19 protein-coding genes are annotated in these 24807 nt (G+C 60.8%); 3 read left to right on the forward strand and 16 right to left on the reverse strand.

The window, feature by feature from the left end; all coding sequences use genetic code 11:
• The first annotated feature begins 38 nt into the window (after positions 1 to 38).
• The gene (locus E4U03_RS00230) at positions 39 to 473 is read left to right on the forward strand and encodes an adenylyltransferase/cytidyltransferase family protein (protein ID WP_135010994.1); all 435 of its coding nucleotides are present in this window, start codon (positions 39 to 41) and stop codon (positions 471 to 473) included.
• Positions 474 to 580: 107 nt separating this feature from the next.
• Here the strand turns inward: E4U03_RS00230 and E4U03_RS00235 are convergent, their stop codons facing one another.
• The 10 genes from E4U03_RS00235 to E4U03_RS00280 all read right to left on the reverse strand — a co-directional run bounded on the left by E4U03_RS00235 (position 581) and on the right by E4U03_RS00280 (position 12085).
• Complete coding sequence (locus tag E4U03_RS00235) at positions 581 to 1087, reverse strand: DUF2505 domain-containing protein (RefSeq protein ID WP_135010995.1); 507 nt, start codon at positions 1085 to 1087, stop codon at positions 581 to 583.
• An 89-nt stretch (positions 1088 to 1176) separates the two neighbouring features.
• Positions 1177 to 1773: a glycosyl transferase gene (locus E4U03_RS00240; protein WP_135010996.1), complete on the reverse strand. Its 597-nt coding sequence runs from the start codon at positions 1771 to 1773 to the stop codon at positions 1177 to 1179.
• A 9-nt stretch (positions 1774 to 1782) separates the two neighbouring features.
• On the reverse strand, positions 1783 to 2232 hold the full coding sequence (gene pssD / locus E4U03_RS00245) for a PssD/Cps14F family polysaccharide biosynthesis glycosyltransferase (RefSeq protein WP_135010997.1): 450 nt from the start codon (positions 2230 to 2232) through the stop codon (positions 1783 to 1785).
• Positions 2233 to 2238: 6 nt separating this feature from the next.
• Positions 2239 to 3444, reverse strand: coding sequence for a YveK family protein (locus E4U03_RS00250; protein ID WP_135010998.1), 1206 nt, complete (start codon positions 3442 to 3444; stop codon positions 2239 to 2241).
• A gap of 29 nt (positions 3445 to 3473) precedes the next feature.
• Complete coding sequence (locus tag E4U03_RS00255; RefSeq protein WP_135010999.1) at positions 3474 to 5000, reverse strand: lipopolysaccharide biosynthesis protein; 1527 nt, start codon at positions 4998 to 5000, stop codon at positions 3474 to 3476.
• The gene (locus E4U03_RS00260) at positions 5000 to 6286 is read right to left on the reverse strand and encodes an O-antigen ligase domain-containing protein (protein ID WP_194210364.1); all 1287 of its coding nucleotides are present in this window, start codon (positions 6284 to 6286) and stop codon (positions 5000 to 5002) included. The genes E4U03_RS00255 and E4U03_RS00260 overlap by 1 nt, the downstream gene beginning before the upstream one ends.
• 4 nt (positions 6287 to 6290) lie before the next feature.
• Positions 6291 to 7202 (reverse strand): glycosyltransferase family 2 protein, encoded by a 912-nt coding sequence (locus tag E4U03_RS00265; protein WP_135011000.1) that lies wholly within the window; start codon positions 7200 to 7202, stop codon positions 6291 to 6293.
• The gene (locus E4U03_RS00270) at positions 7202 to 7864 is read right to left on the reverse strand and encodes a CDP-alcohol phosphatidyltransferase family protein (protein ID WP_245207624.1); all 663 of its coding nucleotides are present in this window, start codon (positions 7862 to 7864) and stop codon (positions 7202 to 7204) included. The genes E4U03_RS00265 and E4U03_RS00270 overlap by 1 nt, the downstream gene beginning before the upstream one ends.
• Before the next feature lie 399 nt (positions 7865 to 8263).
• On the reverse strand, positions 8264 to 11323 hold the full coding sequence (locus E4U03_RS00275; protein ID WP_135011002.1) for a fibrinogen-like YCDxxxxGGGW domain-containing protein: 3060 nt from the start codon (positions 11321 to 11323) through the stop codon (positions 8264 to 8266).
• Positions 11324 to 11329: 6 nt separating this feature from the next.
• Positions 11330 to 12085 carry a hypothetical protein gene (locus E4U03_RS00280; RefSeq protein ID WP_135011003.1) on the reverse strand — a complete coding sequence of 252 codons (756 nt, stop codon included), beginning with the start codon at positions 12083 to 12085 and terminating at the stop codon, positions 11330 to 11332.
• A 351-nt stretch (positions 12086 to 12436) separates the two neighbouring features.
• Here E4U03_RS00280 and mfd point away from each other — a divergent pair, with 351 nt between their 5' ends.
• Positions 12437 to 16081 (forward strand): transcription-repair coupling factor, encoded by a 3645-nt coding sequence (mfd, locus tag E4U03_RS00285; protein ID WP_135011004.1) that lies wholly within the window; start codon positions 12437 to 12439, stop codon positions 16079 to 16081.
• 156 nt (positions 16082 to 16237) lie between these two features.
• On the opposite strand, the gene E4U03_RS00290 is transcribed toward mfd, so the two are convergent.
• From E4U03_RS00290 to E4U03_RS00305, 4 genes are all read right to left on the reverse strand, one after another.
• The gene (locus E4U03_RS00290; RefSeq protein WP_135011005.1) at positions 16238 to 16516 is read right to left on the reverse strand and encodes a hypothetical protein; all 279 of its coding nucleotides are present in this window, start codon (positions 16514 to 16516) and stop codon (positions 16238 to 16240) included.
• Positions 16517 to 16603: 87 nt separating this feature from the next.
• Positions 16604 to 17296: a deoxyribose-phosphate aldolase gene (gene deoC / locus E4U03_RS00295; protein ID WP_135011006.1), complete on the reverse strand. Its 693-nt coding sequence runs from the start codon at positions 17294 to 17296 to the stop codon at positions 16604 to 16606.
• 28 nt (positions 17297 to 17324) lie between these two features.
• Positions 17325 to 19013 (reverse strand): phospho-sugar mutase, encoded by a 1689-nt coding sequence (locus E4U03_RS00300; protein ID WP_135011007.1) that lies wholly within the window; start codon positions 19011 to 19013, stop codon positions 17325 to 17327.
• 17 nt (positions 19014 to 19030) lie between these two features.
• Positions 19031 to 19855 (reverse strand): purine-nucleoside phosphorylase, encoded by an 825-nt coding sequence (locus E4U03_RS00305; protein ID WP_416220598.1) that lies wholly within the window; start codon positions 19853 to 19855, stop codon positions 19031 to 19033.
• A gap of 81 nt (positions 19856 to 19936) precedes the next feature.
• On the opposite strand from E4U03_RS00305, the gene E4U03_RS00310 reads away from it, so the two are divergent.
• On the forward strand, positions 19937 to 21355 hold the full coding sequence (locus tag E4U03_RS00310; protein ID WP_135011008.1) for an NAD(P)H-quinone dehydrogenase: 1419 nt from the start codon (positions 19937 to 19939) through the stop codon (positions 21353 to 21355).
• 69 nt (positions 21356 to 21424) lie between these two features.
• Here E4U03_RS00310 and E4U03_RS00315 read toward each other — a convergent pair whose 3' ends face one another.
• Positions 21425 to 22819: an MFS transporter gene (locus E4U03_RS00315; protein WP_135011009.1), complete on the reverse strand. Its 1395-nt coding sequence runs from the start codon at positions 22817 to 22819 to the stop codon at positions 21425 to 21427.
• A gap of 166 nt (positions 22820 to 22985) precedes the next feature.
• Complete coding sequence (locus E4U03_RS00320; RefSeq protein ID WP_245207625.1) at positions 22986 to 24803, reverse strand: acetyl/propionyl/methylcrotonyl-CoA carboxylase subunit alpha; 1818 nt, start codon at positions 24801 to 24803, stop codon at positions 22986 to 22988.
• Positions 24804 to 24807: the final 4 nt, after the last annotated feature.

Consider the following 24807-nt stretch of genomic DNA (forward strand, 5'->3'; position numbering starts at 1 on the left):
GCGCTCGCACCGCGCCCACACGCACACCTGGGGGACCCATGAACATCGGCTATGCCGCCGGCGCCTTCGACCTTTTCCACGTAGGCCACCTCAACATCCTGCGCCAAGCTAAAAAGAACTGCGACTACCTGATCGCCGGAGTGGTCTCCGACGAGATGCTAGAACTCACCAAGGGCCGTAAGCCCATCGTGCCCCTGGCCGAACGCATGGAAATCGTCTCCCACATCGACTTTGTAGACGAAGTCCGGGCTGAAACCGTGGTCGACAAGCTCGAAACCTGGGAGCAGGTGCGCTTCAATACCTTCTTCAAGGGCGACGACTGGAAGGGCACCCAGCGCGGCATTGACCTAGAAAACCGCTTCGCTGAGGTCAGCGTGCAGGTAGTCTACTTCCCCTACACCGCCCACACCTCCAGCACCAAGCTGCGGGCAGCCCTCGAAGCCCTCAACACTCCGGTAGCAGCTGCCGCCTAGGCCTTTCTCAGACCTAGCAAAAAGCCCAGACATAACGAAGGACGCCCTGCCCTCCTTCCCCTTGAAAGGGGAGTGGAGGGCGGGGCGTCCTTGGTATCTAGAGACTCTTAGTAGTTAGCCTTGATGTACTCTTCGGCGCTGGTGCCCAGGGCTGAGAAGACGCGGCCAATCTGGGGCTCAGCTGCAGCGGCAATCTTCTTACCAACTAGGGGAATGGAGCACTTGACCTCACCGTCGACTTTAACCTCGGTGGTCTCACCGGCAGGGGTCAGGGTCTGGGTTGCGTTACCGGTAACGGGGATACCCTTGACAGTGACCTCAGAAACTACGGTGCGGGAGCCGTCTGCTGCGGGAGCTGAGACACGGTCAACCTGAGAAACAGTTACACCGTTGGATACGCCGGGGAGCTTCTTGGCCATATCGGGAATGCGGTCTGCGGGGATAGCGCGCACGGTGGTGGCGGTGAAGGCACCGGCGGGGTCGCCATCAACAGAGAAGGACTCGAAGGAGATACGCACCTTTTCGCTGGCGAAGCGAGCGAAGTTCTCATCGGCAAAGGCGCGAATAACGTTGTCGATAGAAGCGTTGATAGTGGTTGAACTCTGAACAGCCATGGGCTCTCTCTTTCAGGGGCGGTGATAAAGGTGTCGTGCCCTATTCTACGGGGTGTGCTTGAGGGCGCGAAAGCGCGGAGCAACCTTGCTTACTGAGAGCGGAATCCGGCAATAATCTGGGCGGTCCGGCGGATGAAACCGCTGTTATAGGCTGTGTCCAGGGCCTCTAGCTCGGCTGAGAGGTTATCTGAAGCCTGGTCGCTACCGGGCACCCGGTAGGTGCCCCGGAGTGAACCGGGGGCGGCAAAGGCCGCGTCCAGCTTGTTTCTCAGGTCTTCGGGGCTGGTAACAACGATAGCCTCACCGTGGGTCTCCATAACCCGGGAGAACTCGACCTGGTGGTTATCAACGACCTCGTCGAGCTCAGCCACACGCGGTACGGCAAGAGGGATAGCCCCGACCTCGCGGGCATCGAGAATTGAGCCCGGGCCGCCCTGAACCAGTACCACCTTGGTAGCCCGGTAAAGGTCGAGCAGGTCGGCCCGGGGCATGCGCTCGACGGCGTCCGCATGCTGGGGAGGAGCAGTGAAGCCGTGCTGTACCAGGGCAGTAACCTCTGGCCGGTCTGAAAGGTAAGCATCAACCCACTGGATGAGCCGGTCAAAATGATGGTGATCGGTGCCTAGCGAGACAACCAGGTCGTAGGCCTTAGCCTGGGCGACGTCGGGGCGCGGGGTTTCTGTCACGGCAGCCTCCTAAAGGATATGGCCGATATTGACGGCTTCGGGGAAGATCTTTTTCTGCTCATCCCACTGCACCACAAAGAGATCGCTCATGGGGTAGCACATGCGGCCGGTGAGGGTAGGCATGATAATGCGGTCGTAGGCCTCGATAAAAACGGTCTTGATGCCCAGCAGCTTAGCAATGATAAAGAAGGGCACAGCGACCGCGGCTCCGGTGGAGACAACCGCATCGGGACGCTCCTTGCGGAGCACCCGCCAGGCTACCCCGATATTGCGAATAGCGTTGGGAATGTTGCGGGTGGTGGGGAAGTACACCCAGTAGGTGCGCTCGCCCTCTAGAGCAGCTTTGACTTCGGGCAACTCGAAGGTAGCCCAGGCACGGTCGTGTTCTTTCCAGAATTTATCGAGGGCAATGAGCTGGGCCAGGTGGCCGCCAGCACTTGCGGTGAGGAGTACTTTCATGGCTGCTTATTTCTGGGTGAGTGCGTCGAAGTAGACGGGGATGACCTGGGTGGAGCTGGCCGGGGTGAGCTCGTCGAAGAGTCGCTGGGCGCTCTTGACGGTGCTCTTTGAGGTAAAGGGCAACAGCAGCACACGGGTATGGTCGGCGGCAAGCAGGACCTTTGAGGTCGAGGCAGACGCGGGGGCATCGATGATGACGGGGGAGTTCTGCTTGATGTGGTCCTTGAGGTTCTCCAGGCCCAGGGCGTTGAAAGTAGCGGCGTCGGCGATGCTGTAGTTGCTGTCGGTGAGGACGCCGGTGAGCAGGGAGGTCAGCGAGGCTGCTGCGCGGGGGGTGGGGGAGAAGATGGTGATGCCGTGCAGGTCGGCGTTTTTGAGGCGGCCGTCTGCCACGCCGATACGGCGTAACAGCTGGGTTGCTGATTCGGTTTCGGCGCTGCGGGCAATGATGGAGACGGGAGCCCCTGAGATTTCTGAGAGGCGCTCTGAGTAGCCCAGGGTGCGGTTGGTGCGGTCTACAATGTAGGCTGTGAAGATGCCGATGAGTAGACCCATAGCTCCACCGATGAAGATGGTCTGGGCCAGGCTAAAGTTTGAGGGGGCGTCGGGCACCTGGGCCTCTGAAATGATGGTGCCGCTGTCGGTAGAAGTCGCTTCTAGGGTCAGAATTGCCTGGTCAACGAGGGCCTTATCCATACCGTTAGAGACAGCGTCGATGTTCTCTCGGGTCTCTTCTCGGCTGGCACGCAGGGTATCTGACCGATGGGCCAGATAAGCGCGGGCAACGGTGTTGGCGATATCTGCTGCCTCGTTGGGGTCCTTGGCATTGACGATGATATCGAGGATAGTGCTATTCGAGTGCCCCGCTGTGGTGACCTGGTCTTTAAGGTCGGCTACGTCCATACCCAGCTCGTCAGCTGCAGCCTGCAGAACTACCCAGGAGGACGCGATGGCTTCTTCGGTGTCCATATCGATGGAGTTGAGGGCGGCACGCAGGCCACTGGCACCGGCGCTGGGCTGGGTGACGTTAATGACGGCCTTGGACTCATAAGAGTGGGGCAGGGCTAGGCCGGCGACTGCGCCCAGGGTAGCGAAGATGAGGGCGCTGATGAGCACAACAATCTTATGGCGCAGGATGCGGCGGACTGCGGCTCCCAGCGAAATGGGGGTAGCCTGCTGGTCGTTGGCTCTGGCTCGTGAGGAGCTTTCCATGTGTGTTCCTTCCCTAGGAGTGTATGGGCCTAGCGGCGAAGTTTGCGAGTGATTGATGCGACGAGAGATTCAAGACCGATTGCTCGGCGGAAACGGTATATCAAGGCTAGATAGAGGGGGATAAGAAGTAGCGCATAGGCAGCTAAGGCTAGTAGATTTTGCCCCCATACGAGGATGGTCAGCGCTGCCCCCAAGCCCGGCGTCAAGGCTGCTAGAGCCATGACCGGCAAAATTTCGCCAAGGCGCGGGCGGACGCCCAGCTTGCCGTAGACCTGGGCCGTAGCCAGGCCGCAGTCGGTGAGGACGGCTGCCGCCCAGGCTGTTGCTGCCCCGGCAAGCCCCCAGAGGGGGATGAGGGCCAGATTCAGCACAAGCGCCACCAGCAAAGCCGAAAGCTTGTTGTAGAGCTGCCAGCGGGCGCGTCCGCTCATCAGCAGAACCGACTGCACACCGCCTGCCGCCATCTGCACCAGCATCGCCGCCCCAATGATAATGAAGAGCGGGGCGCCTTCCGTAAAGCCCTCACCGAAGAAACCCAAGAGAACCGGCCCAAAGGCGGCGAGAGTGATGAAGAAGGGCCAGCCGACAGCAACCAGAATACGGGTAGCAGAGACAAAAATCTGGCGGGCCCGGGGCTGGTCGCCGGTAGCGATAGCCGCTGAGATATCGGGGCCGGTAACCACCCGGGCGGTGTGCTCAACCATAGCACCAACCCGCACACAGCGATTGACAGCACCGTAGATACCGCTAGCAGCGGGCCCCAAAAAGAGACCGATGAGCAGCACATCAACCCACTCCAGCACCGCTTCGACCATAGCCGATACGCCGCGAGCCGAGCTAAAAGCCCAGAACGAACGGGCCGACTCGGGAGCCGCCACAGCGGTAGGAGGCACCTGCTCAACCGCAAGATGGCGAGCCGGGTAACTGGGCACGTCCTCCTGCTGGGGCATATATTTCCGTACCCAGAGCGCCGCAACCACACAAACCACCAGAAGGGGCACAGCCCAGGCAAGCGCCAGGTAAGCGATAGCTCCAGAGAAGGCCACCGCCAGTAATACCGCACCGATACGCAAGGTCGGCAGCAGGGCTGACTGCAAGAAAGTGAACTCAACCGTGTGCCCCAGCCCGCGCAGGGCACCAAAACACAGGGTCATCCAGGCCGCCACCACCACAAAGGGAGCTGACACGAGAACTGCGGCGCGGACGTCCGCCCCCAGAGTCGGGGTCACAGCCGGTAGCGCACAGAACAGGGCGGCTACAGACAGCACCAGGGCAATGACGGTGGCCGGCCCGAAAGCAAAACGCATCAGCTGGGGCAGGCTAGAGTAGCGCCCCACAGTGCGCTGGGCACTCATGGTACGCACCAGGCCGGTGTCGGCACCGAATACGCAAAGAGATGTGGCAATCGCGAAGAAAGCCATGACCTGGAAGAAGGCACCGGCACCGGCCTCGCCCACCCCGTTAGAAACAATCAGGGTAGCCACGAAAGCCGCAGCAGAACCGTACATCACATAGAGGGAGGAGAAAGCCCCGCTCCGAGCAAGAGAACGAGCCATCACAAACCCTCCCCGTACATACGAGAGCGCATCATCAGAGCCACCGAGAGCATCAGCACGGTTAGCTGGATCACGTCAAAAGAGTAGAAGAAGACAACGGCCAGGGCAGAAACAATGACCGAATGCACCCACATACCGGTAATCGAGGCGATATTCCAAGTATTAACCAGTACCGAAACCACATAGAGCAGGAAAAGACCCAATCCCACAAAGCCAAAGCAGAACATCAACGCCCAGACCTGGCCCTGGGTACCCATCGACACACCCACACTATCGGACATCTTCGAGGTACCGTAGCCCACCAGGGGAGAGCGCAGGGCGTATGCAAAGGTCAGCTCATAGAGCGAGGCACGGCCGCCGGTGGAATCAGAATACTCCTGCCGGCCCAAAATATCGCCCACAGCACCAGAAACCAGCAGATAGGTCACCACGCCAACGCCCAGCACTGCACCGATACCCAGCGCCCGCCAGTCACCCTTGAGCAAGAGCCGGAAGAGCACATAGGCAAAAGCTGACCCCAGACCAATGAACATACCCCGGTTAGAGGTAGCCACAGCAGGCACCAGCGACAGGGCCACAGCAAACCCCAGCCCCAGCTGAATCTTCTTCGAGTGCACACCGGTCATCACCGCAAACACCACCGGGGTCAGCAGTGCATAGGCCAGACCCCAAGAGTTAGCGTAGGGGAAAGGCGCGGATGGACGGATATAAGCCACCTCAGCCCCCCAGGGCCACTGCACCTCAGCCATAGGCGGAATCACATAGTCCTTAACCAGCTCGTTATTAAGCAGGGCCCCCGGCAGAATGAAACTCATCGGGGTCGGCAGACGGAAATCGGGGAAGGCCAAGGCCAGGTACCCCAAAATGACGACCGTGAACCAAATCGTCAGCAGCCCACCCAGCATGATGTGGTTGGGAATGCGCTCGCGGGCGTTGAAGAAGTAGAGGGTGTAAATGCCCACGTTAAAGATATTCATGTAGCGCTGGAACCAGCCCAGGAACTCTGAAACGGTATCGACCGAGACAATACAGATGAGCCCCCAGAACATGAGGGCAAACCAAATCCACATGGTGGAGTGCACCAGCATATGACGGCGCATGACCATCAAGACAATCATGGCAGCAGCCAGCAGGGTGGGAGCAAACTGCATCATGCCCATAGCCCACACCAGGGGGAAGCCATAGAGCAGAACCAGAACAGGCCAGGCCGGGAGAGGCGCCCCGGCGGTGGATGCAACCGCGGTTAAAAACCGGTTGTGGCGGTGAGTGGGGGTAAGAAGGGTCATTTGGTTAGAGGCCTCGACCGGTCTTATTCACAGCTGCCAGTAGAGCAGAAGGGCTCACCAGCCCCAGGGCAACAGGTAGCGCCGCCCAGGCACGTAGCTGGGCCGGGTCACGGCGCAGTGTCGCACGTACGTAGGCCAAGGCCAGCTTCTTATTTCCCAAAGCGGCGTGAATAAAAGCAATCTGCCCTGAGATACGGGCTAGACCCTTGGGGTCGCTTTCAAACTCGGGGAACTTGCGCAGAAGATAGATGAGGCCAGCAGCCATGTTTTCCCACTTGCCGGCAAAGAAAGACGGACGATCCCAGAGAATCAGGACCAGCGGCTTTTCGACCGAGTAGATATCCCCGAACTTAGTGGCGCGCAGGAGCAGGTCGTAGTCCTCACCGTAGGCAGCCGGAAGGTCCTCGTCAACGAGCCCCACGCGTCCTAGCAAATCTGAGCGACGGTAGAGCATTGCCGAAGGGTGAATCTCGGTAATGCGGGAGCGGAGAAAATCTGTGAACGTAGCTCGGGCTGGGGCCAGACGGTCGATGTCTTTACCGCCGGAACGTACCTTGATACCCGATGAAATTGCAATTGCCTGCGGGGCACGCTGCCAGAGCTCTAGCTGGTCGGCCAGCTTGGTCGGCAGCCAATAGTCGTCGTCATCGCAGAACCCCAGTATCTCACCCGCAGCGGCCTCAATACCGGTGTTGCGGCCACCGGCGAGACCCTGGGAGTGGGCATTCGGGATGGTGCGCAGGGAGCGATTTTCTGGGACAGGGACGTCGGTGAGCGGGTCAATCTCAACGTGGTCAAAGACCACCAGTACCTCAACCGGGCCGGTGTAGGTCTGCTCGAAAATTGCAGTTAGTGCGGTACGCAGCAGCTCGGGGCGCTTACTGTTGGTCGCGATAACGACGGATACACTCTGCATTAGGCACCTGCCAGCTGAGCGAGAGTAAGGAACTTACGACGCATAGAGAGCAAGACGGTGGCCGCATTGGCTGCAAAGAGCAGGCCGTAGACCAACACAAAGCCAAGCCCGGTACCCCAGAAGACGAAAATCCAGCAGAAGGTACCGGCGTCCATATGCAGGTTGACGAAAGAACGGAGGGTACCCCCGGTAGCCGGGGCAGCAGTACCCCGATTGTTGCGCAGCTGTTCAGCCAGAATCTGGCTCATAAAATGCCCGGTGACCAGCACAGTAAAGGCAAGAGGGAGCCACCAGAGCTGCCAGGCGGTGAACGGGAAGGCGTCCGAGTACTTGATAAATCCCACCAGGATTGTCAGGTGCATGGCAGGGGTACGCATAGCATCAACCACATGGTCGAGCCACTCACCGGCAGGGGAGGAGGCTCCCGTCACGCGGGCGACCTGGCCGTCCGCCGAATCCAAGGCATAGCCCAAGGCAAAGAGCAGAGCCACACCCAAGCCCAGCAAGGGCGTAGGCGGGAAGAAAATCATCAAGAGCATACCCAGCACAGAAACACTGGCACCCAGCGCTGTAACCCCGTTAGGGCCAAGGCCAACCTTGACCGCAGCCGCAGCGAAAATGCGGGCAACACGGCGGTTAATCCAGCGGGTATAGGCAGGCACCCCAGCCCCAGACTTCTGAGCAGAGTTCAGCTGTGTCAGTGTTTCCCTAAACCCGCGAGGGGCCAAAGTGCGCGTGCTCGTCATAACCCTAGTTAATCCTTGAAATACGTGTGTGCAACCGGCAAAGTCCCGGCAGGGTAAGCGCTACCTCAACGTGCGATGAAAGAGGTAGCCTCAGTGGGGCAGTAAGTCCGGGCATTTAATTTTAGGTGAACGGGTGAGCTAGTTACAGGTGAAAACCAGCCCACAAAACTATGACCTTCAAGATGTTCCTGCCCCCAATCGGCCTACCGGAACAGGGCCAGCTGGGCCCGGCATCCGCCCTACTGCCCCAATAAATACCTGTGGCCCGTGCGTAAGAGGCACGGGCCACAGGCTATTTATTGGCAGCTAGCAGTCTTACTTGGTGCGCAGAACTGCTTCCATATCGAAGGTTGCGCTTTCAGAGCGGCGGTAAGAGTGAACCTCAACGGCAATCACGTTCTTACCCCGGTTCAGCTGGCTTGCCGGGACAATCACGGTAATCGGAGTTGCCTTAGCCAGTGAGTAGGGAACAGCCTTCTGCGCCGGGGTATTGGGGGCCGCATTTGCCATCAGGTTGGTGCGGTTAACCTCGCGACCGTTGACGTAGATAGCCATACCGTCATCTGCGTAGGTGGTCAGAACCAGCTCCTGGTTAGCCTGCGGAGTCAGCTGCAGTTCCTTACGCAGGAACATCGACATGGGCTGATTGTAGTAGGCGAACTGAACGCGGGTTGCTAGGGAGAACTCGCCCCAACCGAGTGAGGTCGGTGCAACGTACCACTGGCGGGCGGTGTTGTAGGCGTAGTTGGTGCTGCGCCAGGTCTTGTCGTACTCATTGGTGAGGTAGAAAGCAACGTCCCAGTTATCGCCCGAGGCAACAACCTTCTGGTCAGCAGGCTTGACCGGCTCGACCGGGGCCACCGGCTCAGCAGGCGCGGGGTTCTCCTCAACTACCGGAGGCGCGGGCTCTTCAGTAATTTCCTCAATAGGCTTGACGCTTGCGGTAGGTTCAGCGGACGGAGCAGCGGTAGTGGGCTCAGCGGTCGGCTCAACCGGAGCCTCGGTAGTGGGATCTACCGTGGGCTCGGGGGTGGGCTGGGGCTTGGCCGCTAGGGCCACCGGGGTGGATGCTGAGACGTTACCGGCTGCATCTGCAACGCGAACGAAGTAGCGAGCGTCCTCAGAGGTGGGCAGCTTGTAGCTGGTTTCTGAAGTGGAGGCGATGACTCGGTTGTCGCGCAGAATCTGGTAGGTGACGCCGCGTTCTGAGACACCGGTCCAGGTGAGGGTATCGGTGGTGCCGTCGGTGGTAACGGAAAGGTTAGAAGCGGTAGCCGGAGCCGTGGAGTCAGCGGGGGCGTAGCGGGCAAAGCCTACAGTCTGCTGGACCCCGTTGTAGCCCAGGGAGCGGGTGATGTCGCCGCCTACCCAGAGGGTGCCGGTGGAGTCAGTGAAGGAGGCCCAGATACCGTGACCGCTTGCACCCTGCACTCTGGGGTTGAACTGGGGCAGAATCTCGCCGGTCTGGGCATCAAAAGCCGCAATCAGGCGGATAGTGTTCACACCGTTGTAGGTGGGAGCGTCCCAGGGATTGTCGTGGGTGGTTGCACCGTAGTAAATCCAGTCACCACAGTGGCAGGCTGCGTACAGCACGTTGTTGCTATCTAGCGATAGGTCCTGGAAGTCGCCGCCGCTCTTGGTAATAGCTGTGGTCAGGCGGTTCTTCAGGTTGGCCTTGTCGTACTGGGCTACCAGGTGTTCTGCACCGGCGGTCCAGACCGTCGACCCGGCGTCCTGCACATCAAACTGGAAGCCGTCACGGGGGTTGGGATTAGAAGCACGGTGGGACAGGGGCCACTCCCACTGCTGGGCCAGGGCACCGTCGGTGGTGTTCAGGTAGGCCAGCTTCCAGGAGCGCTGGTTGTTGACGGTAGAGAAGTAACCGGCCAGGGCAACACCCTGGTCGCTTGCAGCAATACCGTTGACGGTACCGTTGGTGGTGGGGCGCCAGGACCAGTCCACTGAGTTATCGTTCAGGCGGAAGCGGGCTACGTTCTTTGAGTAGGCGTAGGTATCAGAGGTAGCGCCCTTAACGTGGGTGAAGTTACCGCCGATGTAGACGTAGCTGCCCTGGACCGTGATGGACTTGACGAAGGCAACACCGCTGGCGTTGCGGTTAACAACGCCCCAGCCCAGTGAGGTGTCGGTAGCGCCGGTGACGGGGTCAAGGATAACGAAGCCGTTAGCTGCCTGGCCGTTGACATGGGTGAACTCGCCGCCTACGGCAAGCTTGCCGTTAGGCAGGGGCTCGATGGCCTTAACCTGGCCGTTGAGCTGGGGGGTGAAAGTGCGTACCAGTTCGCCGGTATTGACGTTGTAGCCCGCGATGAACTTCTGCTGTACCTTTTCGCCGGTGATGGCGTTTTCAACGAAGGCAAAGTCGCCGCCGGTGTAGACGGTATCGCCCAGCTGGTTGATGGCCTGCACACGGGTGTTGAGTTCGCCGGTATTGCCGGTGCCGCTGTTAGCGCTGGTGCGCCAGATGACGCGAGAAGAGAAGCTGGCAGGCAGGGCGCGCTCGGTTGCCGCTGCGGTGCCGCTATCTGCGATGTCGGTCAGGTTCAGGTCTGCCTGGGTGAGCTTGGGGCGCACGAAGACCTGGGTAAAGGGGATGGCGTAACCTGCCAGGCGGGGCGACCAGAGGTAGGAGGTCGCGGTATCGGTACCCTGGATGAAGCGGCCGTAAGCGAAGCCGATCTTCCAGGACTGGTTGCTACGACCATAGAAGTTATTGGCGTAGTAGTAGTCGTTGTTGTTGGCGATACGGTTGACTGCGGTCGCGTAGCTACGGTCAGCGCCCAGGGCAGGGTCGTTGTCGTAGCGGATGTTATCCCAGGGGTGGTAGGCCGAGAGGGTCCAGGACCAGTTTTCGGTCTTGGTGCGGCTGGCGTACATGTTCTGCCAGGTGGTGCCCCCTGCGTTGCCCGCGCGGTAGAAGCGGACGCCGTCCTCAAGGTCCTGCACCTTGGTGTCGCCCAGCAGGGCGTCCACGGTGGCTGAGGGGAGCTGGACGGGGGAGAAAGCATCCGTACCGTCGGGGTTGGTTGCTAGCTCGCGGGGGTCGCCCTTACCTGCGTAGTCCTCGCTCCAGCCTTCACGTCCGCGGCCAATCATAACCCAGCCGCCACCGTTGGTTTCCTGGTCGCAGTAGAACTGGGCGGGGGCATCCATCTCATCGGTCCAGAGCCAGTAGGCGCCAGACTTCGACTCGGGGTCGTTCTGCTTGATTTCCCAGCAGGAGGCTGCTGCGGTTTCGCTGGTGAGACCGTTGGCTACGTACTCGTTGGTGGCGATAGCGCCGGGGATGACGGAGACGCCAACGCCCAGGGCAACCGCACCAACGGCGATTTTAGTAAATAGTGAGGGTTTCTTCATGTGTGTTTAGCAATCTGCGTTATTGGGGAAGTCATGGGAAGCGATTTTCCATGCCCCGTTTTCTTCTACCAGAGTGAAAATGTTGAGTGAGCGGGTGAACTGCGGTGCGCTGACGGTATTACCGTTGGCATCGAGTACCTTGACCTGGGAGGAGTCCAGGCATACTTCTAGAATTTTGGCGGACTGCCCCTTGTAGTCGCCGTCGGCGATGCGGGGGGTGCCGACTACGGTGGAGGTTCCCTCTACGTGCCAGCCAGCAAGTGCGTATTCGGTGGCTGTGGTGAGGTACTGGTCGAGGGCGGTGCCGGTGGCCGCTGCTTCAAGCTGTGAGGTGGTTTCGGCTGATACGTAGCTTTCGACCGCGTTCTCGTTGGCTTCTACGGTTTCGGTGTCGCTGGCGATGTCGCTTGAGGTATCTTCTTGCGATACTGAGGTGCTGGCCGGCTGGATGCCTGCCAAAGCTCCCTGGACGTCGCTATAGAGCTGTTCTGTGGTCTGAACTTCTTCGGTGTCTACGGCGGCTTCACTGGCCTGGGCTAGAGCTTCGGAGCCTGCGAAGTTTTCGGTGAGGGTCTCACCGGCGCTATTGGTGCTTGCTGCTGCGCTAGCTGAGCTGGATGCGCTGCTGGAACTGGCGCTTCCGCTGTCTGATGAACCGCAGGCCGCCAGGGCCAGGGTTGCACTGGCACACAAGGCAAGGACGCCGGTGCGCAGGCTGGGTGTGCGCAGGGCAGTAGAGAGGGGTGTCCCTAATCGTTTCATTAAGTCCCTAAAAAATGTGGTGCGTGGGTTGGGGCCAAGCCTCTTGGTTCTCCGCGCGAAAGGAGTGGGGTTCTACCAGAGGGCATTGCCGGTCATCTCATATTACCGGTTGGGCCTCGGCTGGGTTAATAACTTTAGAGTGAAATTACCGGGTTACTCGGTAGTAACTTATGGGGACAAGAAAAGTTTTATATGAAAATAGTATTGGTGTTTATCACACCTGTATTAGTGGTTATTTTTATGCGTATTATTTCGGCCCCTCGTGTTCCTGCCAGCTATGAAGCTACGGGGGTGTAGGGCCTATGGGATAATAGAGCCTGCACCAGTCGGCCTTACCCCAGGGGAGCGAAGATGTCACTGAGCGGCCTTGCCCAAGCCCTCACCCATGAGCCCAGCTATACCGCAATCATCACCCAGGCAGGTGCAGACCCCAAAGCCCGCCTCGACGAATTTTTGATTGGCTCTCCTGACGGGGCTAAGCCCTTTCTGCTTGCCGGTATAGCCCAGCAGTTTGCCGCTCAGAACGAGCCGACCCCGCCCGTCCTGCTGGCTGTCACGGCCACCGACCGCGAAGCCGAAGACACCGTCACCGCCCTAGAAGCGGTGCTAGAGCCTGGGCAGGCCCAGCTCTTCCCGGCCTGGGAAACCTTACCCCATGAGCGCCTCTCCCCGCGAAGTGATACCGTGGGCCAGCGCCTAGCGGTCTTGCGCGCCCTTGCCGAGGGGGGTGCGTCCGCTCCTCGCGTGCTAGTTGCTCCTATCCGCTCGGTGCTACAGCCCCTGGTTACAGGTCTCGAAAAAATGCAGCCGGTCACCCTGCGGGTGGGTGAAGAACAAGACTTTGATGCGCTGATTAAATCTCTTGCATCGGCCGCCTATTCCCGTGTTGACCTGGTATCAAAGCGCGGAGAGTTTGCCGTGCGCGGCGGCATTATCGATATTTTCTCACCGACCGCAGCCCACCCTGCCCGTATTGAGTTCTTTGGGGATGAGGTCGACAATATCCGCTGGTTCTCGGTCGCTGACCAGCGAACCCTGCCCGGCAAGGACCACCCCACCGAGCTGCTCGCTCCTCCCTGCCGTGAACTCCTGATTACCCCCGGTGTGATGAGCCGGGCAGCCAGGCTCAAAGGGTCTTTCCCAGGCGCTGCCGCCATGCTCGAAAAAATTGCCGGTGGTATCTACGTCGAAGGCATGGAATCTCTGATTCCCCTGCTGGTTGACGATATGGTGACCCTGCTTGACCACCTGCCCCAGGGGTCTCTGCCCCTCATTATCGAGCCGGAAAAGGTGCGCTCTCGCGCAACCGACCTGGTTGCTACCAACGAGGAGTTCCTGCTGGCTGCCTGGGATTCTGTCACCGACACAACGGACGCCCCCATCGACCTGGGCGCCAACGGCCCCGACGGGCTGAGCGCCGGTAGCTTCCGCACCATTGCCGCCCTGCGAGAAGCCGCTCTCGCGAAGGGCTTTGGCTGGTGGACTATGACAGCTCTGGGCGTTGACGATGCTATCGATGACGGGATTGACTCGGTCCAGCTGGCTGCCCGTGCCCCCCACACCTACTCGGGCAACGTGACCGAGCTGCTGACCGAAGTCGGGAAAAAAGTGAAGGACGGCTGGCGGATTACCGTGGTCACCGATGGGCCCGGCCCGCTCACACGTCTGCTTGATCTTTTCCAGGAAGCTGAGATACCGGCGTCCCGCGTGGACAGCCTGACGAATCTGCCTGAGCCGGGCATCATCGAGATGACCACCGCCTCTATGGGGCGAGGCTTCATGATGGACGGCGAAAAGCTGGGTCTGCTGACCGAGGCAGATATCCTGGGTCGCACCAGCCCCTATGCCACCCGCGACCTGCGCAGCGGCAAGCTACCAGTGCGCCGCCGCAAGAACGCGGTTGACCTCATGAGCCTGTCAGCCGGCGACTATGTGGTGCACGAACAGCACGGTATCGGCCAGTTCGTCGAGCTGATCCAGCGCCCCATCGCCGGGGCCACGGTCATGCCCGGGCAGCCCAAGCCCATGAAGGAATACCTGGTACTGGAATATGCCCCCTCCAAGCGGGGCGGGCCCAAGGACCGCCTTTTTGTGCCCTCGGACCAGCTAGACCAGGTCTCTAACTACGTGGGCGGCGACGCCCCGGTGCTCTCAAAGATGGGTGGCTCCGACTGGGCTAAGACCAAGTCAAAGGCCCGCAAGGCCGTCAAGGAAATTGCTGCTGACCTGATTAAACTCTACTCAGCCCGCCAGGCCTCCCGCGGCCACGCCTTCGGCCCCGACACCCCCTGGCAGCGGGAACTGGAAGAAGCCTTCCCCTACAACGAAACCCCCGACCAGCTCTCGGCTATCAACGAGGTCAAGGCCGATATGGAGCGCGAAATCCCCATGGACCGCCTGATCTCGGGCGATGTGGGCTACGGTAAGACCGAAATCGCGGTACGTGCTGCCTTCAAGGCTGTGCAGGACGGCAAGCAGGTGGCTGTGCTCGTCCCCACCACCCTGCTGGCCCAGCAGCACTACGAGACCTTCACCGAGCGTTTCTCGGGCTTCCCGGTCTCCATCAAAGTGCTCTCCCGTTTCCAGAAGGCCAAAGAATCAGCTGAAATCGCTGAGGGCATTAAGAACGGGTCGGTCGATGTAGTCGTTGGCACCCACCGCATACTTTCCGAGTCGGTGGACTGGAAGGACCTGGGCCTGGTCATTATCGACGAGGAACAGCGCTTCGGCGTGGAACACAAGGAAAAGCTCAAAACCATGCGCACCAACGTGGATGTGCTGGCCATGAGTGCTACCCCCATCCCGCGAACCCTGGAGATGTCCCTAACCGGTATCCGAGAGACGTCCACCCTTGCCACCCCGCCCGAGGAACGCCACCCCGTTCTTACCTTCGTTGGGCCCCGCACCGACAAGCAAATTACCGCCGCCATTCGCCGCGAACTCATGCGCGAGGGGCAGGTCTTTGTGGTACACAACCGGGTCTCAACCATCGAAGAGACCGCCAACGAGATTCAAAAACTCGTTCCCGAGGCCCGCATCGCGGTGGCCCACGGGCGCATGAGTGAATCCCGCCTTGAAAAAATCATCGTGGACTTCTGGGAACGTAAGTTCGACGTGCTGGTCTCGACCACCATCGTCGAAACCGGCCTGGATATCTCGAACGCCAACACCCTGATTGTGGACCAGGCCCAGAATTACGGCCTGTCCCAGCTCCACCAGTTGCGCGGACGCGTGGGGCGCGGCCGCGAGCGTGCCTACGCCTACTTCCTCTACCCGGCTGAGAAGGTATTGACCGAGGTCGCCCACGAACGTCTGAAAGCGGTGGCGACCCACAATGAACTGGGCGCCGGTATGCGCCTGGCCATGAAGGACCTGGAAATTCGCGGCGCTGGTAACCTGCTGGGCGGTGAACAGTCGGGCCATATCGCCGGGGTTGGATTTGACCTTTACCTGCGCCTGGTGGGGGAGGCCGTGGCTAACTTCCAGCATGGTGAGAAGGAAGAAGCTCCCGCTGAGATTAAGGTTGATCTACCGGTCAACGCCCACATGCCGCATGACTACGTGAGTTCAGAGCGCCTGCGCCTGTCTGCCTACCGGCAAATCGCCCAGGCCCAGACCGCTGACGAACTGGCAGAGGCCCGCGAGGAACTGGTTGACCGATACGGTGCCCCGCCTGCCCCGGTTGAAAACCTGTTCAAGATCGCTGCCCTTCGCCACCGTGCTCGTGCTGTGGGGCTGAGAGAAATTGTGGCGATGGGCCCCAAGGTGCGCTTTTTCCCGGTCAATAACCTGCCAGATTCCCGCCAGATGCGACTAGACCGCATGTACCCGGGTGCCCAGTACCGTCAGATTCCGGGCACCGAGAACTGGCAGATTCTGGTGCCTCGCCCCAAGACGTCCGCTGTTGGGGGTAAAGACCTGGTGGATGATGCCATGGTGGAGTGGACTGAGCAGTTCATCCATGCCATCTTCGAGGCTGGCGTCGCCGGTTCATAACGCGGTAGGTACCATCTGAGTCAGAAAAACCCATCTGGTTTGTGGGTTTTTCTGAACTAGATGGTACCTACCCCATCGGTGCCTCTGCAGGCAGAAACAAGGGGCGGCCCACCTGAACAGGCGGGCCGCCCCTTGCTACCAACAGCGTGCGTCTCTTTACTTGAGTGAGAGATCAGTGCCGCTGGTGCGAGCCTTTTCGTTGGTCTTCGAAGGCAGGAACCACAGGGGGATGATGAAGGTGACGCCGTAGAGCAGAACAGCTACGATCCACCAGCTCCAGCCACCCTCGGGGTACATGCCCAGGGTGTAGAGGCAGCCCAGCAGGAGTATGAAGCAGAGAACGAAGAGGGCGATGTTTGAGCCCAGCTCTTTGGTGCCTGAGTACTGGGGGGTGCCGTTGCGCTCGGGGGCGCCGTTGGCCTGAGTCTGTGACATGGGGAAGTCCTTTTCGTGTGTGTACTTTATTACTCAGTATAGGTGCTGCCTCAGCGGTTCGCACCATATGACAGAGAAGAACCTGGCTTAGTAGCCGCCCTCTGCTGCTTCGCCGGCACCGATGATGGCGATGCCCTTTGAGGCACCGATGCGGGTGGCACCGGCTTCGATCATGGCGAGGGCTTCTTCGCGGGTGCGGACGCCGCCCGAGGCCTTCACACCCAGGTCGGGGCCGACGGCGGCGCGCATCAGGGCGATGTCTTCGACGGTTGCGCCGGAGGACGAGTAGCCGGTGGAGGTCTTGACGAAGTCGGCACCGGCTTCAACAGAGGCCTGGCAGGCCAGAACCTTCTGGTCGTCGGTCAGCTCGGAGGTCTCAATAATGACCTTGAGCAGGGCACCGCCGGCGTGGGTAGCCTCGGCGACAGCCTTAATGTCTGCCACCAGGGCGTCCTTCTTGCCTGCGCGGGCGTCGGCGATGTTGATGACCATATCGACCTCACGGGCCCCGGCTTCAACGGCGGTCTTGGCTTCGAAGGCCTTGACCTCAGTGGCGGAAGCACCGAAGGGGAAGCCTACAACCACGCAGGGGACGGACGCAGACCCGGCCAGCTCCTCAGCCAGCACGGGAGCCCAGACGGGGTTGGCACAGACGGAGGCGAAGCCGTACTGCTTGGCTTCGGCGCAGAGACGGCGGACGTCAGCCTCTGAGGCGGAGGGGGCCAGGATGGTGTGGTCAATCATGGTAGCCAGTTCAGCTGCTGAAAGTTCGATAGTCATAGTGTTCTTCCTTGAAATTTTGGTTTGTTTAGAGGCCCAGGGCCGCGGTCATGTCTGCCTTGAGTAGGGCCAGTTTGGTGCTAGCAACCTGGCGGGCATCGGCTACTGAACCGCTGACCGATACTACTACTTCGAGGTAGCACTTGAGCTTGGGCTCGGTGCCGGAGGGACGCACAATCACGCGGGTGGAATCCTCGGTGTAGTAGCGCATACCGTCGGTGGGTGGCAGGGTTTCGGTGCCTTCGGTGAGGTCTTCGACCGATACCACGGGAGATTCGGCGAGCTCTGCGGGCGGGGTAGCGCGCAGACGCTTCATTATCGCCGGGGTTTGGGCGAGGTCGTCGACGCGGACGGAGAGCTGGTCGGTGGCGTAGAGGCCGTGCTCGGTGGCAATCTCGTCGAGGAGGGCGGGGAAGGAGGAACCAGCGTCCTTAAGCTCCTGCGCGTAATCGGCCATGACCAAGGCAGCTGAGATACCGTCCTTATCGCGCACCTGGGCGTGGTCAACGCAGTAGCCCAGCGCTTCTTCGTAGCCGAAGGTCAGGTTCTCGACGCGGGCAATCCACTTGAAGCCGGTTAGGGTTTCGTAGTGGGCTACCCCCGCAGACTTGGAGATGGCCCCTGCCAGGCGGGAGGAAACAATCGAGTTAGCGAAGGTGGCGCTTTGGGTGTCGGTGACGGACGCCAGCACCCGGGTAGCTAGAATCGCACCGGTTTCGTCGCCGCGCAGCATTGCCCAAGCGCCGTCTCGTTTGACGGCGAAAGCCGCGCGGTCGGCGTCCGGATCATTGGCGATAATCAGGTCGGCATCAACCTCCTCGGCCAGGGCCATGGCAAGGTCGAGGGCGCCGGGCTCTTCGGGGTTGGGGAAGGCCACGGTGGAGAAGTTCGGGTCGGGCTCTGCCTGTTCGGGCACCAGGGTGACGTTAGTGAAGCCGGCCTGACGCAGCACAGACTCGGCGGTCTTACCGCCCACCCCGTGCATGGGGGTCAGCACGATCTTGAGGTCGCGTTCCTTCTGCTCGATTAGAGGGGTGACGCGGGCGATGTAGTCGGTAGCTACGCTCTCGGGTAGTACCGTCCAGCCGTCAGCGGCCAGTACCGGGGTTTCAACAGCGGCGATGGCGGCTGCGATATCCCCGTCGTAGGGAGGAATGATTTGGGCGCCGCGGGCACCGGGCTCAACGGCTGCCCCGCCCAGGTAGACCTTGTAGCCGTTGTCGTTGGGCGGGTTATGGGAGGCGGTAACCATGACGCCAATTTCAGCCCCGTATTCGCGGGTCGCCCAAGCGGTCACAGGAGTGGGCAGGGCTGAGGGCATGAGGTGAACCTCAATGCCGGCAGCAGTGAAGATAGCGGCGGTGTCGAGGGCGAAGACGTCCGAATTCTTGCGGGCGTCAAAACCCACCACGGCAGAAATCTTCTCCCAGCCCTCGGCGGACGCGCGCGCGGTAGCGTAGTCTGCCAGGCCCTGAGCGGCACGCTGAACAACGACGCGGTTCATACGCATGGGGCCAGCGCCCAGTTCAGCGCGCAGACCCGCGGTGCCGAACTGTAGGGTGCCAGAGAAACGGTCTGCCAAATCGGCGGTTGCGGACGCATCGCCTGCCTCAACCTGGGCAATGATGCTCTCAAGCTGGGCTTTGGTTTCAGCGTCGGGGTCGATAGCGGCCCAGGCACGGGCCTGCTTAAGAAGCTGCTGAGTATCTAGTGACATGGGGTTTCCTTGTGTTGTTAGAGGGCCGCAATAATATCTGCGAGCAGACGGGAAATGCGGGGGCCAGCAGCTTCGCCAGCTTCGATTACCTCGGCGTGGGACAGCGGGGTCTCCTGAATACCGGCAGCCAGGTTGGTGACCAGCGAGATACCGAAGACCTCAAGACCCGCAGCACGCGCGGCGATGGCTTCAAGAGCGGTGGACATGCCCACCAGGTCAGCACCCAGTACACCTGCCATCTTGACCTCGGCCGGGGTTTCGTAGTGGGGGCCGGGGAACTGCATGTAGACGCCCTCCTGCAGGGAGGGGTCAATGCCGCGGGCAATCTCGCGGATGCGCGGGGAGTACAGGTCGGTCAGGTCAACGAAGTGTGCACCGGTCAGCGGGGACGCCGAGGTGAAGTTCAGGTGGTCAGAAATCAGGACGGGCTCCCCGGCTGAGTATGCGGGGTTCAGACCGCCACAGCCGTTGGTGAGAATCATGGTGTCAGCGCCAGCTGCGGCTGCGGTGCGCACACCGTGGACGACGGCCTCAACGCCACGACCCTCGTAGTAGTGGGTGCGGGAGCCAATGACCAGGGCTCGCTTACCGTTCTCGGTCAGAATAGAGGACAGGGTGCCGGGGTGGCCCACGACGGCAGCCTTGTGGAAACCGGGAACCTCGTCAGCAGAGAGCACGTGGGTGGCTTCGCCGATGAGGGAGGCAGCTTCGCCCCAGCCCGACCCCAGCGTCAGCGCCAGGTCGTGCTTCTCGACGCCGGTTTTCTCGGCAATGAACTCCGCGGCCTCACGGGCACGAACCAGTGCCGGGTGATGAGGGTCAGCGGTGGAAACAGCGGAAATATTTGAATCATTCAACACCCCTCTACGGTACCAAACCTGCCCAGAGTTGAGCGTGCGTGCGATGTGCGACACAATAAAGGGGTGACTCTCAAAACAGACTACGCATCGCACAAAATTGTCATTCTCGGCGGCGGCCCTGGCGGCTATGAAGCCGCCCTGGTTGCTGCAAGCCACGGCGCCGACGTCACTATCATCGAAGATAAGGGCATGGGCGGCTCGGCCGTCCTCACCGACGTCGTGCCCTCCAAAACCCTGATTGCCAGCGCGGACGCCCGCAACCGCTTCGGCAAGGCCCAGGAGCTCGCTATTTCGGTGGGCGACAATGACGCGCCGCCGCCTATTTCGGTTGACCTGGCCAAGGTGAATAAGCGCCTGATTGACCTGGCTCATCAGCAGTCCCACGATATTAAACGCACCCTTGAACGTAGCGGCGTCAAAGTGATTGATGGTCGCGGCAAGCTGGTGGATCGCCACACCGTACAGGTGACCGATTCTAGCGGGCTGACCTATGACCTGACCACCGGGTTCATCATTCTGGCGGTGGGTACCCACCCCCGCGAGCTACCCACCGCTAAGCCGGACGGTAAGCGCATTCTTAACTGGACCCAGCTCTACTCTCTCGAAGAACTCCCCGAAGACCTGATTGTGGTTGGGTCTGGCGTGACAGGTGCAGAGTTCGCCTCGGCCTACAACGGTTTAGGCTCGTGGGTTACCCTTATTTCCTCCCGCGACCGGGTGCTGCCCGGTGAGGACGAGGACGCCGCGACCGTCCTTGAAAATGTTTTTGAACGTAAGGGCGTGCGCGTTATGCCTCGCTCCCGCGCAGAAGCCGCCTGCTATAACGAGGCTGGCGACGGTGTCATTGTCACCCTGGGGGACGGGCGCAAGGTGGCTGGCTCCCACGTGCTGATTGCTGTGGGCTCGATTCCCAACACCGAAAATCTGGGTCTTGAGGACGCAGGGGTTGAGGTCAGCGAATCAGGGCACATTAATGTGGATCGCGTCTCCCGCACTAACATCCCCAACATTTATGCGGCCGGTGACTGTACCGGGGTTTACCCGCTGGCCTCCGTTGCCGCGATGCAGGGGCGCGTTGCCGTTTCGCACATGCTGGGTGACATCGTCAAGCCCCTGCGCACCCACCAGGTTGCCGCCAATATCTTTACGGCCCCTGAAATTGCAACCGTCGGCGTGAGCCAGAGCGAAATTGAGTTGGGGAAGTACCAGGCCGATATGGTCATGCTGCCGCTGGCAACTAACCCCCGCGCCAAGATGATGGCGGTGGAGGACGGCTTCATCAAAATCTTCGCCCGCAAGCACTCGGGAACCGTCATCGGCGGTGTGGTGGTAGGACCCCGCGCCTCAGAGCTGATTTTCCCGCTGTCGCTGGCCGTTGATAAGAAGCTGCACGTCGATGATATTGCTGAGACCTTCACGGTCTACCCCTCGCTGACCGGCTCTATCTCAGAAGCCGCGCGGCAGTTGCACACTATGCAGTAGTAGATAGAAAAGGGAGGGGTAGCGCCCGCTCGGAGCGCTACTCCTCCCTTTGCGTCGTAAAGCTTTAGCTTACTTAGTGCGGGCCATGGTGGTCAGGTCCACGTCGCGGGTTTCATGGGTGATGGCCATGAAGATCAGGGTGAGCAGACCTGCGCCGGCCAGGTAGAGGCCGACTGCGCCTACACCACCGTTGGCGTTCAGCCACACCGCAGCGTAGGGGGTCAGTGCTGCGCCAAGGATGGATGCAACGTTGTAGCTGATACCTGAGGCGGTGTAGCGGACGTTGGTGGGGAAGAGCTCGGGCAGGTAGGCACTCATGGAGCCGAAGGTCAGGCCCATGAGGGTCATGCCGATGGCCATGAAGAGGACGATGCGGCCGGTGTTGGCGTCCTCGCCGGTGCCAACGATGGCGGGGTCCATGAGGAAGCCGAAGGAGAGGCCGAAGATGATGATGGCGCCGGTGATGACGAGCTGGGAGGAGCGGCGTCCGTACTTGTCGGCTAGCCAGCCGGAGACCGGGACCATGGCGGCGAAGAAGAGAATGGTGATGAGCTGGATGACCAGGAATTCGCGGTAGGCGATGCCCAGGCCGCCCTTTTCTACCTTGCCGATGCCGAAGGAGAGAATCCAGGCGGTCATGAGGTAGAAGAGTACGTAGGTGGCGAGCATGATGAAGGTGCCCTGGATCATGGGCCACCAGGCTACCTTGAAGGCTTCTGCGAGCGGGGTCTTGACCTTTTCGTCCTTTTCGAGGGCCTGTTTGAAGACGGGGGTTTCTTCGAGCTTGAAGCGCACGTAGAGGCCGACTGCGACCATGACGATGGAGGCGATGAAGGGGATACGCCAGCCCCAGACGAGGAAGTTGTGGTCAATGGTGTCGCCGGCGGCAAGGGAGGTGAAGCCCATGGCGACGGTGAGCAGGAGCATGAAGCCATTGGCGAGGATGAAGCCGAATGGGGCACCGAGCTGGGGCCACATGGCGGCGCGGGCGCGCTTGCCTTCTTCGGCGTATTCGGTGGCCAGTAGGGCTGCACCTGACCATTCGCCGCCCAGGCCTAGGCCCTGGCAGAAGCGCAGGATGGTCAGCATGGCCGGTGCCCAGAGGCCGATTTGGTAGTAGGTGGGGAGCAGACCGATGAGGAAGGTCGCGATGCCCATGGTTAGGAGCGCACCGACTAGGGTTGCCTTGCGGCCTACCTTATCGCCGAAGTGGCCAAAGACAATGGAGCCGATGGGGCGGGCGACGAAGGCTGCGCCGAAGGTCGCCATGGAGGCGAGAAGCTTGGCGGTGTCGTCCTCACCGGTGAAGAAGAGGGCGGGGAAGACGGCCACGGCGGCGGTGGCGTAGATGTAGAAGTCGTAGAACTCGATGGTGGTGCCGATGAGCGACGCCAGGATGACGCGGCTGCGGGGCACGGTCTGCTCGGTGGCAGAGGATGCTAGGGTAGCGGTTGTGGTGCTCACAGGATCTCTCTGAGGGTGTGTGGAATGTGTTGAACAGTTTTACTCTAAAACTGGTGTTCTCTATGTGAAACTTTAATTCCACTATGTGAGCTCATGGGTGTTGGGTATAGGTCAGGCCCCTTTACCTGATGGCAAAGGGGCCTGTCCTAGTTCGCGAGCGGTGCTTTTATTTGATGGTGGCGATAATTGCCCCGGCTGAGACAGTGTCGCCCGCCTTGAGCTTGAGCCCGGTGACCTTGCCGGCCTTGTGGGCGGTGATGGGCTGCTCCATCTTCATGGCTTCCAGAACAACGATCAAATCGCCTTCGGCAACCTTGGCACCGTCCTTGCTGGCAACCTTGACGATGGTGCCCTGCATGGGGCTGGTGAGCTCATTGCTGTTGGCAGAGCCGGACGTGCCCCCGCGGCTTGAGCGGGACTTGCGGGCCTTGGACGCGGCAGTGGGCTTGGCGGTAGTACCGCCCAGGGCGGGCAGGACGACTTCCATACGCTTGCCGTTGACCTCAACGGTAATCTTCTGGCGCTCTTCGTCAGCCTCAGCCAGGGTGAGAGCACCATCGTAGGCAGGAAGGGTGTTCTTGAATTCGGTTTCAATCCAGCGGGTGTGAACAGCAAAGTCACCTCCGGGTGCAGGAGCGAAGGCGGGCTCATCGAGCACGGCGCGGTGGAAGTTGGCAACGGTGGGCATACCTTCGATGACCAGCTCGCCCAGGGCACGGCGGGCCCGCTGCAAGGCCTGCTCGCGGGTGGCGCCGGTGACGATGAGCTTAGCAATCATGGAGTCAAAGTTGCCGCTGACGGTATCGCCTGCGATAACGCCGGAATCCCAGCGGACGCCCGGGCCGGTGGGTACAACCAGCTTCTCGATGGTGCCGGGGGAGGGCATGAAGCTGCGGCCGGCGTCCTCACCGTTGATGCGGAATTCGAAGGAGTGGCCGCGCACCTCGGGGTCGGTGGCTTCGATGGTCTCACCGCGGGCGATGCGGAACTGCTCGCGCACCAGGTCAATGCCGGTGACCTCTTCGGAGACCGGGTGCTCAACCTGCAGACGGGTGTTGACCTCGAGGAAGGAAATGGTGCCGTCGGTACCCACCAGGAATTCGCAGGTACCGGCGCCCTGGTAGCCTGCCTCTCGCAGGATAGCCTTGGATGCCTCGTACAGGCGTTCGTTCTGCTCTTTGGTCAGGTAGGGGGCCGGGGCCTCTTCTACCAGCTTCTGGTTGCGTCGCTGCAGGGAGCAGTCGCGGGTCGAAACAACCACAACATTGCCGTGGGCGTCGGCCAGGCACTGGGTTTCAACGTGGCGGGGGGAGCCAAGGAATCGCTCAATGAAGCACTCGCCGCGGCCAAAGGCGGCGATAGCCTCGCGGACAGCTGACTCGTAGAGCTCCCCGATACCTTCGCGCTCGCGGGCGACTTTGATGCCGCGCCCGCCACCACCGAAAGCTGCCTTGATAGCAACGGGCAGGCCGTACTCGTCTGCAAATTTTTCAACCTCAGCGGCGTTCTTGACCGGGTCCTTGGTGCCGGGAACCAGTGGGGCACCGACCTTCTCGGCGATATGACGGGCGGCTACCTTGTCGCCCAAACGGTTGATGGACTCGGGGGAGGGGCCAATCCAGGTCAGGCCAGCGTCAATGACCTGCTGGGCGAACTGGGCGTTCTCAGAAAGGAAGCCGTAGCCGGGGTGCACGGCGTCGGCGCCAGAGCGCTTGGCAACCTCAAGTAGCTTGTCCATGACCAGGTAGGACTCAGCTGCGGTAGTGCCGCCCAGGGCATAGGACTCGTCGGCTAGCAGCACGTGCTGAGCCTCGCGGTCGGGGTCTGCGTAGACAGCAACGGTTGAGATGCCCTCGTCCTGGGCAGCTCGAATGACACGCACGGCAATCTCACCGCGGTTGGCAATCAGTACCTTGCTGACGGAGCCGGTGTGGCGACCCTTCACCGGGGTAAAGGTCTGGGCCAGGTCATTATGTGCAGTCACTGTA

Source organism: Rothia nasimurium, assembly GCF_004569295.1.
In the GTDB taxonomy this organism is placed as follows: Bacteria; Actinomycetota; Actinomycetes; order Actinomycetales; family Micrococcaceae; genus Rothia; species Rothia nasimurium_B.